Below are 17,513 nucleotides of genomic sequence, written 5' to 3'. Positions count from 1 at the left end.
ACGGCCGCCGTTCATGGGGGCTTCTCCCGGGCGCCGTTCACCAGGTGACCGGCAGCCGGTCCACGCCGTGCGCGAGCGCGTGCACGCGGAACGGAACCGTGGCCGCGGGCTCCGCGAGCCGAAGCCGCGGGAAGCGCCCGAACAGCGCGGGGTAGCAGACGCCGAGCAGCATCCGGGCGAGGGGCGCGCCCAGGCAGTGGTGGATGCCGTGCCCGAAGGTGACGTGGGCGGTCGGCTCGCGGGTGATGTCGAAGCGGTCGGGCTCGGGCAGCAGCGCGGGATCCCGGTTGGCCATCGGCAGCGAGCAGACGACGTACTCCCCTTCCTTGATGAGCTGCCCTCCCACGGTGACGTCCGTGCGGGCGATGCGCGGGGTCGGCGCGTGCGGCACCGCGAGATGGCGCAGCAGTTCGTCGACCGCGCGGTCCACCGCGCCCGGGTCCTCGCGCGCGGCGTCGCGCTGCTCCGGGTGTTCGAGCAGCAGCAGGGTGCCGAGGCCCAGCATGCCGGAGAGGTTGTCGAGGCTCGCCAGAACCAACAGGACGCACACGCCCCGCAGTTCCTTGTCGGTGATCTCGTCGCCGTGCTCGCGCACCAGCATGCCGAGGAAGCCGTCGTCGGGGTCGCTGCGCTGCCGTGCCACCATCGCCGCGAGGTACCGGGAGAGCAGTTCCCCGACGGCGGCCCGCCGAGTGCGGCCCCGGCCCTCGGCGAGGAAGCCGTGGCAGCGGTGCAGGAACTCCTCGCGGTCGTCGCGGGGTACTCCGATGAGTTCGCACAGTACGGCGCCGGGCACCGGCAGCGCGAACGCCCGTACCAGATCGGCGGGCGGGCCGGCCGCCGACAGGGCGTCAAGCCGTTCGCCGACGATCGCGTCGATCCGCGGGCGGAGCCTGCGGACCCTGCGGAGGGTGAACTCGGGGGTGAGGATCTGCCGCAGCCGGGTGTGTTCGGGCGGGTCGTAGTCCATGAGCTGCCCCACCATCGGGTCGGGCCGGACACCCGCCTCCCGGCCGGTCGCGGTCTTCGAACCGAAGCGCCGGCGGGTGGAGAAGCGGACGTGGTCGCCGAGCACCTGGCGGACCTCGGCGTAGCCGGTGACCAGCCAGACGGACTGACCGTCGGTGCCCGGGCCGACGTCCACGCGCGTGACGGGGCAGCGGGCGGCCAGTTCGCGCAGGGCGGCGGCCGGGGCGAACCGGTCACGGCGGGCGTAGACGAGCGGGGGCTCGGCCGCGCCCCGGCCGGCCGCGCGGGACGCGGCGGGTGGGCCCGCGCCGGGCGTGGCCGCCGCGGACGTGGCTGCCTCGGACATGGCTCCTCCTACCAGGTGACGGGCAGTGCTTCGACGCCGTAGGGGGCCTGCGGCCGGAACTGGATCTCCTCCGGGGGTACGGCCACCCGCAGCGCGGGGAAGCGGCGCAGGACCGCCGGATAGGCGCTGCGCAGCTCCATGCGGACGAGGGACGCGCCGATGCAGTAGTGGATGCCGTGGCCCAGCGCCAGATGCGGGGTGGCGTCCTGGGTGAGGTCGAAGGGGTCGGAGGTGCCCTCCGGCGTGCCGCGGTTGGCCGCGATCAGGGAGCAGGCCACGCGGTCGCCGGCCTTGATCAGCCGGCCGCCGAGGGTCACGTCCTCGCGTGCGATGCGCGGCGAGGCGGTCGGGATGACCGAGAGGTAGCGGATCAGCTCCTCCACCGCGTGGTCCGTCAACTCCGGCCGGGTACGCAGCAGTTCGAGCTGCTCCGGGTGTTCCAGGAGGGTGAGGACACCGAGTCCCAGCATCGCGGCGACGTTCTCCACCCCGGAGCCCATCACGAAGGCGCCGAGCCCGACCAGCTCCTCGTCGCTGACGTCCGCCCCGTGCTCGCGCACCACCCGGCCGAGCAGGTCGTCGCCCGGATCGCGGCGCTTGCGCGCCACCAGGCGGCCCATGTACGCGAGATACGCGCCGCCCGCGGTCACCTGGGTGCGTCGGCCGCGGAACGCGGGGCGGCCCACCTTCAGCAGCCGGGCCAGCTCGGCCCGGTCGTCACGGGGCACCCCGAACAGCTCGCACATCACCAGGCCGGGCACCGACCAGGCGACGTGGCGCATGAAGTCGGCGGGCCGGCCGGCCTTCTCCAGGGCGTCGAGGCAGTCCTCGACGATCCGGTCGACGGCGGGTTCGAGGCCGCGCATCCGCCGGACGGTGAACTCGGGCGCGAGCAGTTGCCGCAGCCGGGAGTGCTCGGGCGGGTCGTACTGCACGAGGTTGCCCACCTGGGCGGGCCGCCCGGTGCCGCCGGCCGGGTGGGTGCTGAACCGTTCGGGGTCGCCGAGGACGGCGCGCACCTCCTCCCGGCCGGTGACCAGCCAGCCGGTGCCGGCCTCCGGGTCGTCCGTGAGCCGGGTCCGGGTCAGCGGGGCCCGCGCGCCGAGCCGGGTCAGCTCGGGCAGCGGGTCGAGACGGTCACGCCGGTTGTGCATGGACAGGTCGGTCGGCCGGGCCATGGGCCTCTCCCCTCAGTCACCCGCGCCGCTGGTGCCCGCGGACCCGCCGGGCCGCGCCGGCTCCTGCCAGCACATGCCGTCCGCGGACGGCACCAGACCGCCGTCGAACAGCGGGGTCTCCGGTTCGGCGTCCGCGCCGAGCAGAGCGCGCATCTGGACCTGGCCGCCCTCCTGCATGACCTCGCGCACGACCGACGACTTCAGCAGCGGGACCATGCTGTCGTCCGCGTCGCCGGCGAGCGTGCCGACCGCGTCGGCGAACTCCGCGGAGCCCGCGGTGAAGCGCTTGGCGACGATCTCGGCGTCGGTGAGGACCTGTTCGCCGGAGGAGACCCCGCCGATCAGTTCCACGAAGGACTCCAGCTCGGGCCGGTTGGTCCGGGTGACCTTCTTGGCCTGCCAGAAGTAGGAGTTCTCGTCGTGGTGCATCTCGTAGAAGGACAGCAGGAACTCGTAGAAGACGCCGTACTCGCGGCGGTAGCGGGCCTCGAACTCGCGCAGCGCGCGCGGCTCGTCCACCTGTCCGGCGAGGACGCTGTTGAGGGAGCGGGCCGCGAGCAGCGCGCTGTACGTGGCGAGGTGGACACCGGAGGAGAACACCGGGTCGACGAAGCAGGCGGCGTCGCCGACCAGCACCATGCCGGGGCGGGAGAACGTCGTGTGGTGGTACGAGTAGTCCTTGCGCACCCGCAGCCTGCCGTACGGGCCGGTGGTCACGCGCCGTGCGTCCGCGAGGTACTCGGCGATCAGCGGGCATTCGTCCACCAGCGCCATCAGCGCCTTGTGCTGGTCGCCCTGGATCTTGTCGGCCAGATCGTGGCGTACGACGGCTCCGACGCTGGTGAGGGTGTCGCTCAGCGGGATGTACCAGAACCAGCCGCTGTCGAAGGCGACGGAGAGGATGTTGCCCGAGTTGGGTTCGGGCAACCGCTTGCCGCCCTCGAAGTAGCCGTACAGGGCGAGGCTGCGGAAGAAGTCCGAGTACTCGCGCCTGCCGCCCACCCGCTGGTGGACGCGGCTGCGGTTGCCGGAGGCGTCCACGACGAACTCCGCCAGCGCCCGGCGCTCGGTGCCGTCGGCGTCCGTGTACCGCACACCGCGGACCCGTTCGTCGTCGGCGACGACGTCGACGACGGCACAGCCCTCGCGCACCTCGGCGCCCACCCGGCGGGCGTTGTTCAGCAGGATCTCGTCGAAGCGGGAGCGTTCCACCTGGTACGCATAGGAGGTGGGCCCCTGCATGCGCGGGGAGACCGCGAAGGAGAAGGTCCAGGGCTCCGGGTTGGCGCCCCACTTGAAGGTGCCGCCGCGCTTGCGCGGGAAGCCCGCCTTCGCCAGTTCGTCGGCGACGCCGATCATCCGGCACACGCCGTGCACAGTGGACGGCAGCAGCGACTCGCCGATCTGGTGGCGCGGGAAGAACTCCTTCTCCAGGACCAGTACGCGGTGTCCGCGCATGGCCACCAGTGCGGCCAGGGTCGAGCCGGCGGGCCCGCCGCCGACGACCACGACGTCGAATTCCTCGGATTCCGGCAAGGTCATCCCCCTTCGGGTTTCTTCCTGTTTTTCCGCACCGGGGAACTGCCCGTCCCGGCCGTGGAATTCAGACTGCTGAAACGAGTCTGGTAATGACCGCGTCCGACCGTCAAGCGTGTCCATGGGACACCGCCCTGCGGTATTCAGTCGCGAGTTCCTGACATTCCCTGCTTGATTTCGTGCGACGCCGCGTCCGGGTCCGGTGCCGGACGTGGCGGGGTGCCGCGCAGGCGCCGGGCGAGGCCGCCCTCCCGCCGGACGAGCGAGATCAGCGGTCCCGTCATGAACGTGGTCACGAGCGCCATCAGGACGAGGACGGTGAAGAGTTCCGCGCTGATCACTCCGGCCTCCAGCGCGACGTTCAGGACGATGAGTTCGGTCAGTCCGCGCGTGTTGACCAGGGCGGCGACGAGCGCGGAGCCGTGCCGGTCCAGGCCGCTGAGCCGGGCCGCCGCGTATCCGGGCAGGAGCTTGCCGAGGGTGGCCACGACGAGGACGAGGGCCAGCAGGGCGCCGCCGTCGCCGTCGAGGGAGCCGATGTTGAAGGACAGTCCCGTCGTCACGAAGAACAGCGGCAGCAGCAGGCCTGCGCTCTCCTCGACGGGTCTGAGCACATCGGCGTCCGGTACGCCGTTCCTGCGGGGCATCGCGATGCCCGCGAGCAGGCCGCCGAAGACGGCGTGCAGGCCGAGTTCCGAGGTGACCCAGGCGGTGCCCAGGGCGAGGGCGAGGGCGAGCGTGCGCTGGTTGGCCTGCAACGCCCCGGACCGCTCCAGCCACCACGCCAGCAGCGGCCGTACGACGAGGAACACGACCGCCACGAACACCGCGATGAGCAGCAGCGTCACCGGCCAGGGCCGCCCCATGGTGTGTCCGGTGCCGGCCAGCGCCACGGCGAGCACGAGCCACGCCACCCCGTCCATGAGTCCGGCGGCGGCGGTGGCCACACCGCCCGCCGGGGTGCCCGCCAGTCCGCGCTCGCGGACGACGGCCGCGAGGACGGGCAGCGCGGTGACGGACAGGGCGACCGCCATGAACAGCCAGAACGAGCGGCCGTCCACGCCGTCCGGGCGGACCGCGGCGAACACCCCGGGGAACGCTCCGGCCAGCCCGGCACCGAGTCCCGCCGGGACGAGGAACGCGCACAGCGCCACCGTCACCGCAGCTCTGCCGCCGCGCCGCAGCTGCCGGGGGTCCATCTCGTACCCCACCATGAACATGAAGAGCACGACGGCGATCTGGGCGAGGACCGTGAGGAACGGCAGGACCTCCGACGGGAAGAGCCGGCCGGTCAGGTCGCCGGGCAGCCGCCCGAGCAGGGTGGGCCCGAGGGCGATCCCGGCGACGATCTGTCCGACGACCGCGGGCTGGCCGCAGCGCCGGGCCAGGGCGCCGAGCAGCCGCGAGGCGACCACGATGACGGCGACGTCGCCGATGGCGATCGCCGCGATGGATTCCGTGTCCATCCGCGTTCGGGGCTACGGTGCCGTGTTCTCGGCCCGGTCCATTTCCGCCACCAGGCTCTTGGGCCGCATGTCCGTCCAGTTCTCCTCGATGAACGTGAGGCATTCCTGACGGGAGGACTCGCCGTGCTCGACGGTCCAGCCCTCGGGTACTTCCGCGAAGTTCGGCCAGAGCGAATACTGTCCCTCGTCGTTGACCAGGACCACGAAGGTGCCGTTTTCGTTGTCGAACGGATTGGTCATTTCTCAGTCCTTCCGGAGTTTTTCCGTGACGATGCGCATGATCTGCGCCAGGGGTCCGGGCTGGAGCATGTCGTAGTGGTTGACGGCGATCTCGTGGGCTTCGATCTCCCCGCCGACAAAGGGCCGCCAGCCGGTCACCGCGTCCGCCACCGGCAGATCGGCGGGCCGGTCCTCGGTGGCGACGAAGAGCAGCAGGTCGCCGCCGAAGGGCCGCGGGGTGTGCCGGGGGGTGAAGGCCGCCATGTTCCGCAGCACCTTCTCCAGGTTGGCGAGGGTCTGTTCGCCGAGGCCGGTCGAGCGGTAGAGGTCGGCGATGCCGCCCTCGTCCTGCCGCAGCAGGGCGTAGCCGTCCTGCGGCCCGCCCTGTTCGCCGCGCATCCGGGCCTGGGCGGAGCTGTTGGGGTAGGCATCCAGCAGCGCGAGCAGCGCGACCTGTTCGCCGAGTTCCTCCAGGCGGGTCGCCACGGCCTGGGCGAGGGTGCCGCCGATGGACCAGCCGAGCAGGTGGTAGGGGCCAAGGGGCTGGACGGCTCGGATCTCGTCGGCGTAGTGGGCGGCCATCTCCTCGATGCTGCCGGGCAACGGCTCGGGGCGGGCGAGTCCGCGCGCCTGGACGCCGTACACCGGCACGTCGCCGGGGAGGTACGGCAGCACGGCGGCGTAGCCCCAGCTCAGGCCCATGCCCGGGTGGATGCAGAACAGCGGCGGCCGGTTGCCCTCGGGGCGCAGCGGCAGCAGCACGTCGAGGTCGCCGCGGCCCCGGCCGGTGCTCCGGCCCGGGCGGGCGCGGCCGGGGGCGCGGCCGGTGTCGGCCCGTAGGGTGAGCGTGCCCGTGGCGTCCTGCCGTGCCCGGTGGCCGGTGCGGAACATCCGTTCGCCCGCGGGTCCAAACGGGCAGGCGACGAACCGTTCGCCGGTGCCGCTCGGGTGGCCGAGGTAGCCGCGGGCGAGCGAGGGGCCCGCCACGTAGACGTCGCCGATGGCGCCCGGGGGCACCGGCCGCAGGTGGTCGTCCAGAACGAGGATGCGGGTGTTGGCGGGTGGCCGCCCCGTGCCGGGCCGGCCGTCGACGGCGGTCTCCTCGGCGGCGCCGTCCGGCTCCAGCCAGGTGCCGCCGGTCTCCGCGGCGTCGTGTCCGCCGCCGAGCGGGGTGGGCGGTGCCGTGCCGAGGCACACCTGGCCGCCCGAGCACAGCGCGGCGAGCAGCGGGGTCACGAGGTCCGCGGCCGGGGCCCGGCTGTCCAGTGCCAGCAGGTCCGCGGTCTGCGGTGTGGTCCGGGCGCGGTGCGCCACCTGGTCGACCAGTGCGCGGTGGGAGACGACCGCGGCGGCTCCGGGGTGTGTCGTGCTGTCCAGGACGAGCGCGGGATGGGCGCCGAGCGGGAGCGGGGCACCCACCCGGGCGGCCGGCCCGGTGTCCGCGGCGGGCGAGCCGGGTCCGTCCGCAGGCGGCCGGTCCTCGTCGGTGCCGCCGGTCACCGGGTCGTCCATGAGGACGACCGGGACGCCGGCGTCCGCCGGAACCGGTCCGGCCGCGTCGCACAGCAGCACGGCGGGCCGGGGCGTTCCGTCGTCCGCGCAGGGCCGGGCCGGATCGGCGAACCGGCAGGCGGCGCCCGACTTCAGCACCCCGAGCAGCGCGATCACCAGCATCAGGGTGGGGGGTATCGCCACGACGACGACGCGTTCGGGTCCGGCCCCTGCCGCCACGAGCCGGGCGGCGACCTCGTCGGCGGCCTCGGCCAGCGTCTCGTACGTCATCGACGCCTCGTACATGCCGGGGATCCGCTGGTCGAGGACGGCCACCGCGCCCGGGGTGCGCCGGGCCTGGGCGGCGAACAGTTCGACCGGGCCGGCCGCGGGCAGCGCGATGCCCGCGGCGGCGCCGAGGCGCACCGCGTGCCGGCGCTCGTCCTCGTCCAGGAAGACGTCCACCTGACTCAGCCGCAGTTGCGGGTCGGCGGTGACCTGGGCGAGAACGCGGGTCAGCCGGCCGGTGAACGCGGTGACGGTGGACTCGTCGAACAGGTCGGTGGCGTACCGGACCTGGCCGGTGATGCCGCCGAAGTCGCCGTCGGCCAGATAGCGTTCGGCGAGGTCGAGGGAGAGATCGGTCTCGGTGTCGCGCGGTCCCGTCTCCAGCCGGGTGGTGCGCACGCCGGGCAGTTCCCAGGGGTCCCAGGCGTCCGCGATGTCGTCGCGGACGTCGAGCATGACCTGGAACACCGGGTGGCGGGCCAGCGAGGGCGGCAGGCCGAGCACGTCCACGAGCCGTTCGAAGGGCACGTCCCGGTGGGCGGCCGCCTCCTGGTAGGTCTCCCGTGCCCGGCCGAGCAGTTCGAGGAAGGTGGGGTCGGCCGAGGCGTCGGTGCGCAGCGCCAGGGCGCCGGCGAACGGGCCCACCACCCCTTCGAGGGCCGGGTCGTCGCGTCGCGGGATCATCGTGCCGACGGTGATGTCGTCGCCGGCGCCGAGCCGGACGAGGAGCGTCACCAGCGCGCCGTGCAGCACGGTGAACGGGGTGGCGTCGGCGGATTCGGCCACGTCGGTGACGCGGGCGTGCGCCTCCGCGTCCAGGTGCAGCGGGACGGCCGCCGTGCGGTGGGAGGCAACCGGCGGACGCGGACGGTCGGCGGGCAGGTCGAGTTCGGCCCCGATGCCGGCCAGCGTGTCCTTCCAGTGGTCGAGTTGGTCGTTGGCCAGGCTCTCGCGGGCCTGCTCGCCCTGGAGCAGTTCCCGCTCCCAGCGTGCGTAGTCGGCGAACTGCGCGGGCAGCGGGGCCCGTTCGGGTACGCGGCCCTCACGGCGGGCGCCGTAGGCGGTGGCCAGGTCGCGCAGCAGGACGTCGACGGAGGCATCGTCCGCGGCGATGCGGTGCACGACCAGCAGCAGTACGTGCTCGGTGGCGCCGGTGTCGGTGTCGGCTTCGGTGTCGGCCAGCGTGAACAGGTGGCGTCTCCAGGGGACTTGGCCGGCGAGGTCGAACGGCTCCCGGATGCGGGCGGCGATGCGGTCCGCGAGCCCTGCCTCGTCGACCTTCTCCGCGGTGAGCAGCGGCAGCGGTGCGCCGGGCGTGGCCACGGCGGAGTCCCGTGCGCCGTCCGGGCCGGGTGCGGTGGCGTCACGGGGCGCGGTGTCGGACAGTGCTCGGTCGCCGTCGAGTACCTGCTGGCGCAGGTCGCCGCCGCGGGTGCCAGGGAAGACGGAGCGCAGGACGGCGTGCCGGGCGGCGACGTCCCGCAGGGCCGATCGCAGCGCCTCCCGGTCGAGTTCGCCGCTGAGCCGCAGCGCCACCGGGATGCGGTCGGCGCCCGTGCGGTCGTCGAGCCGGGACGTCAGCCAGGTCTGCAACTGGCCCGCGGTGACGGGTGCCTCCGCCCCGTCGGCTTCCGGTCCCGCGGCGCCCAGGACGGGGCGGGACCGGGTGACGAGGAGGCGGGCGACCCCGGCCGGCGTGGGGGCGCCGAAGAACTGGCGGATGGGCAGTTCGGCGTCGAACTCCTCGCGGATCCGCCCGGCGAGCCGCATGGCGAGGCCCGAATCGCCGCCCAGTTCGAAGAAGTTGTCGTCGGAGCCCACCCGTTCGAGGCCGAGGACCTCGGCGAAGAGGCGGCACAGCGTCTCCTCGGCGGCGGTCCGCGGCCCGCGCCCGGTGACGCGGGTCGCGAAGTCCGGCGCGGGCAGGGCCTTGCGGTCGACCTTGCCGTTGCGGGTCACCGGCAGTGCGCCGAGGGCGAGGACGGCGGCCGGGACCATGTAGTCGGGCAACTGCCGGGCCGCGTGCTCGCGCACCAGGTCGGGGTCCACGCCCTCCGCGCCGGCCGGGACGACGTAGCCGACGAGGCGGCGCCCGCCGGGCCCGTCGTCGCGGGCGACGGCGACCGCCTGGGCGACGGCCGGGTGGGTGGCGAGGGCTGTCTCGACCTCGCCGAGTTCCACCCGGAATCCGCGGATCTTCACCTGGGCGTCGGCGCGGCCGACGAACACCAGGTGGCCTTCGGCGGTGCGGCGGGCCAGGTCCCCGGTGCGGTACATCCGCTCGCCGGGGGTGAACGGACAGGCGACGAAGCGTTCCGCGGTCGGCCCGGGCGCGTTCCAGTAGCCGCGGGCCAGGGACGCGCCCGCCAGATACAGTTCGCCGGTCGCGCCGGGCGGCACCGGCTGGAGGAACGCGTCGAGCAGATACGCCCGGCGGCCGGGCAGCGGGCGACCCACCGGCAGGGCGGTCAGGTTCTCGTCGCCGGGCCGTACGGTGTGCCAGGTGAAGCACAGGGTGGTCTCCGTAGGCCCGTACAGGTGCCGGACGGCCAGGTCCGGGCAGGCGGCGCGGACCCGTGCCACCGCGTCGACGGGCACCACGTCGCCGCCGGTGAGCACCTCCCGCAGCCCGGTGAAGCACTCCGGGGTCTCGCCCGCGAGGACCCGGAAGGTGCCCGCGGTCAGGTGCAGCTTCGTGACGCCGCCGGCCACGTACCGGCGCACCTCCCGGGCGTCGACCACACCGGGGGCGGCGACGGTCACCCGGGCGCCGGCGGCCAGCGGCACCCACGCCTCGAACAGGAAGGCGTCGAAGGCGTGCGGTGCGTGCAGGAGCACCGTGTCGTCCGGGCCGACGCGCCAGCCGGGCTCCGCGACCAGCCGGGCCACGCTGCCGTGCGGCACCGCGACACCCTTGGGGCGCCCCGTCGAGCCGGACGTGTACACCACGTACGCCGTGTCGTGCGCGCCGACCGGCGGGACGGCCGGACCGGCAGCCGGGTCGACGGCCGGACCGGCAGCCCGGTCGGCCTGCCGCGCGGTCGCCTCGGCGGGCGCCGTCGGGTCGTCGACGACCACGACCCCGGTCGCGTCCTCGGGCAGCACGCCGCGGGTGGCGCCCGCGCACAGCACCGCCGAGGCGCCGCAGTCGGCGAGCACCGCCGCCACCCGGTCCGCCGGGTTCCCGGGATCCACCGGCACCTGCACGGCCCCGGCCCGCCACACGGCCAGCAGCGCCACCACCACGTCCGCCGAGCGTTCGAGCAGTACCGCGACCCGGTCACCGCGGGCCACGCCCACGTCCGTCAGACGGGCCGCCAACCGCCCGGCGGCCGACCACAACTCCTGGTAGGTCAGGGTCCGTTCGCCATCCGTCAGGGCCACGGCGGCCGGAGACGCGGCGACCCGATCGGCGATCAGCTCGGGCACCGGCCGGATCCGCGCCGGGCCGGGCACGACGGTGCTCTCGGACGGTGCCGGGTCGGTGACGCGGATACGGCCGACCGGCACGCCGGGGTCGGCCACGAGCTGTGCCAGGACCCCGACCAGAGAGGCCAGGACGGACTGCGCGGTGGCCCGGTCGAACAGGTCGGACCGGTATTCGAGCCTGAGACGGGTGCGTTCGCCCGGGGCGACGACGAGGGTCAGCGGGTAGTGCGCCGCCTCCCGGGCGAAGCCCTCGGGCCGGATGGCCGGCAGGTCGGGCGCCGCTCCGCCCGCCGCCCGGGCGGCGGGCCTGCGGGGGAAGTTCTCGTAGATGACGAGCGTGTCGAACACGGCTCCGGGGCCCGCGAGTTGTTGCACCTCCAGCAGGCCCAGGTGCTGGTGGGACAGCAGCGCCGACTGCCGTTCCTGGAGCTTGCGGAGCATGTCGACGGCCGGCTCGGCGCCGTCGAGCCGTACCCGCACCGGCAGGGTGTTGATGAGCAGCCCCACCATGGTCTCCACCCCGGGCAGGTCCGCGGGGCGGCCGGCCGCCGTGGCGCCGAACACCACGTCCGTGCGCCCGGCGAGCCGGGCGAGGACGAGCGCCCACGCGCCCTGGAGGACCGTGTTCACGGTCAGTTCGCGGGTGCGGGCCAGCTCGGTCAGCGCGCGGGCGAGACTGTCCGGCAGGTCGCGGTCGAGGTGGCCGGGGAAGGCGGGCCGCCGGTCGGGCACGGCCGGCGCGACCAGGGTCGGTTCCTCGGCCCCGGAGAGTTCCTCCCGCCAGGCGGTCCGGGCCGCCTCCTTGTCCTGCTTGCCCAGCCACAGCAGGTAGTCGCGGTACGAGGTCGTACGCGGCAGGTGGCTGGCGTCGCCGCCGTTCGCGTACAGGGCGGCGAGTTCGCCGATCAGTACGGGCGCGGACCAGCCGTCCATGAGGATGTGGTGGCTGGTGATGACCAGCCGGTGGCGGTGCTCGGCGAGCCGGACGAGCAGCACCCGCAGCAGCGGTGCGGTCGCCAGGTCGAAGCGGGTGGCGCGCTCGCGTTCGGCGAGCCGCTCCGCGGCGGCGCGGGCCGCCGCGCGGGGCAGGTGCGACACGTCCTCGGTGCGCCACGGCAGGGTCACGGTCCGCGCGATGACCTGCACCATCTGCGCGCCGCTGACCTGCCGGAAGCAGGCTCGCAGGGCGGCGTGCCGGTCCAGCAGCGCCGCCCAGGAGGCCCGTAACCGTGCCTCGTCCAGGGGGCCGTCGACGGCGAGCGCCGACTGCACGGTGTAGACGTCGGGTCCCTGGTCGTCGAAGGCGGCGTGGAACAGCAGGCCTTCCTGGAGCGGTGACAGCGGCCACACGTCCTCGACTGCGGATCGGGTCATCGCTTCTCTCCTCGGCAGGGCTGGTCGGGCCGGTTACGCCTGGTCGTCGGCGAACCCGGCTTCGAGTTCCTCGATCTGGCTCTGCGCCAGGTCGAGGAGGGGGAAGTCGGAGGGGGTGTGGCCACCGGCGGCGGGCCCGGTGGTGTGGGCGGCGAGGCCCCGCAGCATGTCCAGCCAGGCCTGCCCGAGGCGGTGGGCGGCCGCGTCGTCGAGGACGCCGGCCGGCCGGCCGAGGGTCAGGGTCAGCCGGGGCCCGTCAGCAGTGTCCACGACGACGGCGCCGGCCTCCAGGGCGTGCGTGGACGGCATGTCCGGATCGGCGCCGCCGCCGATCTCCCCGGTCAACTGCCAGGCTTCGAGCGGACCTTGGCCGATTCCCGCGGCGAACCGGCCCAGGTAGTTGAAGCCGATCTGCGGCGCGGGCAGAGCGGCCAGCGAGGGCGCGGTGTCCGGGTTGAGGTGGCGCAGCAGTCCGTGTCCGAGCCCGTCGCCGGGCACCGTCCGGGCCTGCTCCTTCACGGCCTTCAGCAGGGCGCCGCTCGCCGGGCCGCCGGCCCGGGCGTCGGCGAGGTCGACGGCGGTCAGGTCGAGGCGGACCGGGTGGCTGCTGGTGAACCAGCCGACGGTGCGGGACAGGTCCGTGCCGTCGACGGGCTCGCGGCCGTGGCCCTCGATGTCGACCAGCAGGACGCGCTCGGCCGCCGCCCGCTCGTGTGCCACGGCCGCCGCGAGGGCGGCGAGCAGCACCTCGTGCACGCCGCAGTGGAACAGTGCGGGGGTCGCGCCGGTGAGCGTGGCCGCCTGCGCCGCGGGCACCGTCCACGAGGCGTGGCGCACGGTCGCCGCCGTGTCGACGACGGGGTCCGGGCGGCGCCCGCCGAGGAGGGGTTCGGCGACGTCGAGGAGCGCCGTCCACTGCGGGAGTTCCGCGGTCCGGGCGGGTGTGGCGGCCTGTTCGGCCAGCAGGGTCGCCCAGCGCCTGAACGAGGTGCCGGGCGGGTCGAGGTCCGGTTCGTGTCCGGCCGCGGCGGCCCGGCAGGCCTGCGCGAGGTCCGGGGCGAGCACCCGCCAGGACACGCCGTCCACGGCGAGGTGGTGGGCGGCGAGCACGACGCGTCCGATCCGCTCGGGCCCGGCGTCCACCCACACCGCCTGGAGCATGACGCCGCCGTGGGGGTCGAGCCGCCCCACGGCCTGGCGGGCCGTGCGGGCCGCGATGGCGTCGAGGTCGTGCGCGGCCGCGTCCCGCGCGTCGACGCGGGCGACCAGTGCCGCCGCGTCCACCGTCCCGGCCTCGCCGACGACGAGCCGGGACCCGTCGGCGACCCGGGCGCGCAGCATGGCGTGCGTGGTCAGCAGGGCGTCGACGCCGGCCGTGAGCACATCGCGGCCGAGGCCGGGCGGGGCGGCGAGGACCGTCCACTGCGCGAAGCCGGCGCCGAGGACGCGCTCGCCGAGTTGCCGCATCACCGGGGTCCACGGCACCTCGCCGACGGCGACGTCCTCGGCGTCCGGGCCCGCCGGGCCGGTCGGCGCGGCGACTGCCGCGAGGCGTTCGGGAGTCTTCTCCTCGAAGACCTGACGTGGTGTCACCACGAGACCGGCGCGCCGGGCCCGGGAGGACAGCTGCATGGACGAGATGGAGTCGCCACCCAGTTCGAAGAAGCTGTCGTCGGCGCCTACCCGGGCCAGCCCGAGGACCTCGGCGAACAGCTCGCACAGGACGGTCTCGGCGGGTGTGCGCGGGTCCCGCCCGCGCGCCCGGCCCGCGAAGTCGGGGGCGGGCAGCGCGGCGCGGTCGAGCTTCCCGTTCGCGGTGCGGGGCAGTGCGCCGAGCGGCACGAACGCGGCCGGCAGCATGTACTCCGGCAGCCGGCCCGCGGCGAAGTCCCGTATGTCCGAGGCGAGTTCTTCGGACCACGCGCCGTCGCCCCCGTCGCTCCCCTCGCTCCGGGTGCTCCCGGCGCCGGGCTCCGGTATCCGGGGGACGACGTAGGCGACGAGGCGCTGCTCGCCCGGCCGGTCCTCGCGCGCCACGACGACGGCCTGTGCCACGGCGGGATGCGCGGCCAGGGCGTTCTCGACCTCGGCGGGCTCGACACGGTGCCCGCGCACCTTCACCTGGCCGTCCGCACGGCCGGCGAAGACGAGTTCGCCGCTGTCGGTCCAGCGGGCCAGATCTCCGGTGCGGTACATGCGCGCGCCGGGGGTGAACGGGCTGGCGACGAAGCGCTCCGCGGTCGGCCCGGGCCGGCCGGCGTAGCCGCGGGCCAGTCCGGGGCCCGTGACGTACAGTTCGCCGACCGCTCCGGGCGGCAGCGGCTGGAGGAAGGCGTCCAGGACGTGGACGTACACGTTCGGCGGGGGGCAGCCGATCGGCACGGTGGCCGCGCCCGGGGCGAGAGGTCGGCTCATCGCCGCGCACACCGTCACCTCCGTGGGGCCGTAGGCGTTCACCATCCGCCGGTCGGCCGCCCACCGGTCCGCGAGGCCCGGCGGGCAGGCCTCACCGGCGACCACCAGCGTCCGCAGGGTGTCGGGCAGTTCGTCCTCGGTGGCGAGCACGCTGGGCGGCACGGTCACATGGGTGGCGCCCCAGTGACGCACCGCCTCGGCGAGCGTCACCCGCGGCGGCAGCCCGTCCGCGTCCGGCACGACGAGCGCGGCGCCGGACAGCAGCGCCATGCACAGTTCGGAGACGGCGGCGTCGAAGCTCAGCGAGGCGAACTGCATGACCCGCGCGTCCGGTTGCACCGCGAACCGCTCGATCTGCGCCCGCGCCAGGTGGGCGAGACCCGTGTGCGGGACGACCACGCCCTTGGGGGTGCCGGTCGACCCGGAGGTGTAGATCACGTAAGCGGCGTTCCACGGGCGCAGGGCTCCGGCCCGCTCCGCGTCGTCCAGGGAGCCGCCCGTGTGGCGGGCCACGGCCGCGGCGACGCCCGGGGCGTCGAGCACCACGATCCGTCCCCGGAAGCCGTCGGGCAGCGCGCCCCGGGTCTGCCGGGTGCACACCACGACCGCCGGGTCGGCGTCCCGCAACAGGAACGCGACCCGGTCCGCGGGGTGACCGGCGTCCACGGGAACGAAGACGCCGCCCGCCATGGAGACCGCGAGTACGGACACGACCATCGGCGCGGAGCGCGGGACCAGCACGGCGACACGGACCTCGGGGCGGACGCCCGCCGCGACGAGATAGCGGGCCAGGCGCCCGGCCGCGGTGTCCAACTCCGCGTACGTCAATGTCTGTTCACCGGAGCCGGGCGAGCCGGCATCCGCCGCGCCCCGGGCATTCGCCGCGCCCCGGGCATCCGTCGTGCCCCGGGTGCCCGCGGTGGCGGTGTCGGCCGTGGCGGTGTCGGCCATGGCGGTGTCGGCCATGGCGGTGTCGGCCGGATCGGTGCCGCGGGTCACCAGCGCCACCGCGTGCGGGGACAGCCGTACCTGGCGCCGGAACAGCTCCGGCAGCGGCGCGGCGTCGACCGGCGCGTCCGTACCGCTCCAGATGTCGATGGTCTGCTCGCGCCGGGCCCGGTTCAGTACGCCGATGCGCCCGGTGGGGGCCGCCGGGTCCGCGGTGACGGCTTCCAGGACGTGCCCGAGGGAGGCGGTCAGCCGTTCCGCCCAGTCCGCTCCGAACGCGTCGGGCCGGTAGATCAGTTCGCCGTGCAGCCGGTCCCCCGGCACCGCGATCAGGGTGAGCGGGTAGTGGCCGGTGTCCTCCGGCCGGCCCCCGGGACGGATGGTCAGGGTGTCGGGCGAGGGCTCCGCCAGGTGTGGCCGGGGGTAGTTCTCGTACACGTAGAGGGTGTCGAAGCCCGCGCCGGGACCGGCGAGTTGCCTGATCTCGGACATGCCGATGTGCTGGTGCGCCATCAGGGCGACCTGCCGCCGCTGGAGGTCGGCGAGGAGGTCGGCGACCGGCTGGGCGCCGCTGAGCCGCACGCGTACCGGCAGCGTGTTGATGAACAGGCCGACCATGGACTCCACGCGCGGCAGCTCCGCGGGCCGACCGGCGACGGTCGCGCCGAACACCACGTCCGTACGCCCGGCCAGCCGGGCCAGGACGAGTGCCCAGGCGCCCTGCACCACGGTGTTCACCGTCAGCCCCCGGTCACGCGCCAACACGGCTACGGCTGCGGTGAGTTCCTCCGTGAACTCGAACGGCACCCGGGCCGGGACCGCGGGCACCCTGGCCTGTTCCTCGGGCAGCACGAGCGTCGGCTCGACCGCGCCGGCGAACTCGGCCCGCCAGGCCTCCCGCGCCTCCTCCTTGTCCTGCCCGTCGAGCCAGGCCAGGTACTCCCGGTACGAGGTGGCCGGGGGCAGGGTCCGGGCGTCGCCGCCCGCCGCGTAGATCGCGGAGACCTCGCCGATGAGCACGGGCAGGGACCAGCCGTCGGTGACGATGTGATGGCTGGTGACGATCTGGACGTGCCGCCTCGCGGCGAGCCGGACCAGGGTCAGCCGCAGCAGCGGGGCCCGCGTCACGTCGAGGCGGCGCGACCGCTCGTCGGCGACCAGCCGGTCGAGCCCGGCCCGCTGCTCGTCGGCGTCGAGCCCGGACAGGTCCGCCTCGTGCCAGGGCAGTTCCACCTCCTGGGCGATGACCTGGACGGACTCGCCGGAGTCCGTCTCGTGGAAGCTCGCGCGCAGGATCGGATGCCGGTGCAGCAGGGTCCGCCAGGAGTTCCGCAGCCGGGCCACGTCCAGCGGGCCGTCCAGCGCCAGGACGCGCTGCCCTTCGTAGAGGTCCGGCCCCTGGTCGTCGTACGCCGCGTGGAACAACAGCCCTTGCTGGAGCGGCGACAGCGGCCAGACGTCCGCCAGGGCGGGCACCCGGGCTTCCAGTTCGGTCACGCTCCGCCGGGTGAGGCCGACGAGGGGGAAGTCGGAGGGCGTGTGCCCGCCGGCCGCCGGGGTGCCGGCGTGGGTGGCGAGTCCGACGAGGGTGTCCTGCCAGATCCGGCCCAGTTCGTGCGCCGCCGTCTCGTCGAGGAGGGCACCGGGCCAGGCGAGCGTGACGGTCAGTTCGGGTCCTTCGGGTCCGTCCTGGACGGTGGCGGCCGCCTCCAGCGCGTGCAGGGCCGGCATGCCGGGGGCGACGGCACCGCCGATCGCGGTGTCGCCGGCCAGTTGCCAGGCTTCCACGGTGCCGGTCCGTCCGCCGCCGGTGAACCGGCCCAGGTAGTTGAAGCCGATCTGCGCGGCGGGCAG

The 17,513-nt window shown here is 74.7% G+C and carries 7 protein-coding genes; all 7 read right to left on the bottom strand.

Annotated elements, in window-relative coordinates; translation table 11 throughout:
• Positions 1 to 37: 37 nt before the first annotated feature.
• Positions 38 to 1,315, bottom strand: coding sequence for a cytochrome P450 (locus ACIRFL_RS39940; RefSeq protein ID WP_404039420.1), 1,278 nt, complete (start codon positions 1,313 to 1,315; stop codon positions 38 to 40).
• An 8-nt stretch (positions 1,316 to 1,323) separates the two neighbouring features.
• Positions 1,324 to 2,493: a cytochrome P450 gene (locus ACIRFL_RS39935; protein WP_404039416.1), complete on the bottom strand. Its 1,170-nt coding sequence runs from the start codon at positions 2,491 to 2,493 to the stop codon at positions 1,324 to 1,326.
• Between the two features lie 12 nt (positions 2,494 to 2,505).
• A complete protein-coding gene (locus ACIRFL_RS39930) occupies positions 2,506 to 4,035 on the bottom strand; it encodes a tryptophan 7-halogenase (protein WP_404039413.1) in 1,530 nt (509 codons plus the stop codon).
• A 137-nt stretch (positions 4,036 to 4,172) separates the two neighbouring features.
• Positions 4,173 to 5,495: a cation:proton antiporter gene (locus ACIRFL_RS39925; RefSeq protein ID WP_404039410.1), complete on the bottom strand. Its 1,323-nt coding sequence runs from the start codon at positions 5,493 to 5,495 to the stop codon at positions 4,173 to 4,175.
• 12 nt (positions 5,496 to 5,507) lie between these two features.
• Positions 5,508 to 5,735, bottom strand: coding sequence for an MbtH family protein (locus tag ACIRFL_RS39920; RefSeq protein WP_404039408.1), 228 nt, complete (start codon positions 5,733 to 5,735; stop codon positions 5,508 to 5,510).
• A gap of 3 nt (positions 5,736 to 5,738) precedes the next feature.
• Positions 5,739 to 12,296, bottom strand: a complete 6,558-nt coding sequence (locus ACIRFL_RS39915) for an amino acid adenylation domain-containing protein (RefSeq protein WP_404039406.1) — start codon at positions 12,294 to 12,296, stop codon at positions 5,739 to 5,741.
• 33 nt (positions 12,297 to 12,329) lie between these two features.
• Positions 12,330 to 17,513: amino acid adenylation domain-containing protein (locus ACIRFL_RS39910; RefSeq protein WP_404039403.1), on the bottom strand; the 5,184-nt coding region annotated here is incomplete at its 5' end.

Origin of the sequence: Streptomyces sp. NPDC102462 (genome assembly GCF_044765425.1) — a bacterium.
GTDB lineage: Bacteria > Actinomycetota > Actinomycetes > Streptomycetales > Streptomycetaceae > Streptomyces.
The sequence above is the reverse complement of the archived record's forward strand: the minus strand, read 5'-3'. Positions and strand labels throughout refer to the sequence as shown.

What these genes read in the sequence shown, in the direction of transcription:
- ACIRFL_RS39940 (WP_404039420.1), bottom strand. Translation starts at nt 1,315, where the DNA reads ATGTCCGAGGCAGCCACGTCCGCGGCGGCCACGCCCGGCGCGGGCCCA.
- ACIRFL_RS39935 (WP_404039416.1), bottom strand. Translation starts at nt 2,493, where the DNA reads ATGGCCCGGCCGACCGACCTGTCCATGCACAACCGGCGTGACCGTCTC.
- ACIRFL_RS39930 (WP_404039413.1), bottom strand. Translation starts at nt 4,035, where the DNA reads ATGACCTTGCCGGAATCCGAGGAATTCGACGTCGTGGTCGTCGGCGGC.
- ACIRFL_RS39925 (WP_404039410.1), bottom strand. Translation starts at nt 5,495, where the DNA reads ATGGACACGGAATCCATCGCGGCGATCGCCATCGGCGACGTCGCCGTC.
- ACIRFL_RS39920 (WP_404039408.1), bottom strand. Translation starts at nt 5,735, where the DNA reads ATGACCAATCCGTTCGACAACGAAAACGGCACCTTCGTGGTCCTGGTC.
- ACIRFL_RS39915 (WP_404039406.1), bottom strand. Translation starts at nt 12,296, where the DNA reads ATGACCCGATCCGCAGTCGAGGACGTGTGGCCGCTGTCACCGCTCCAG.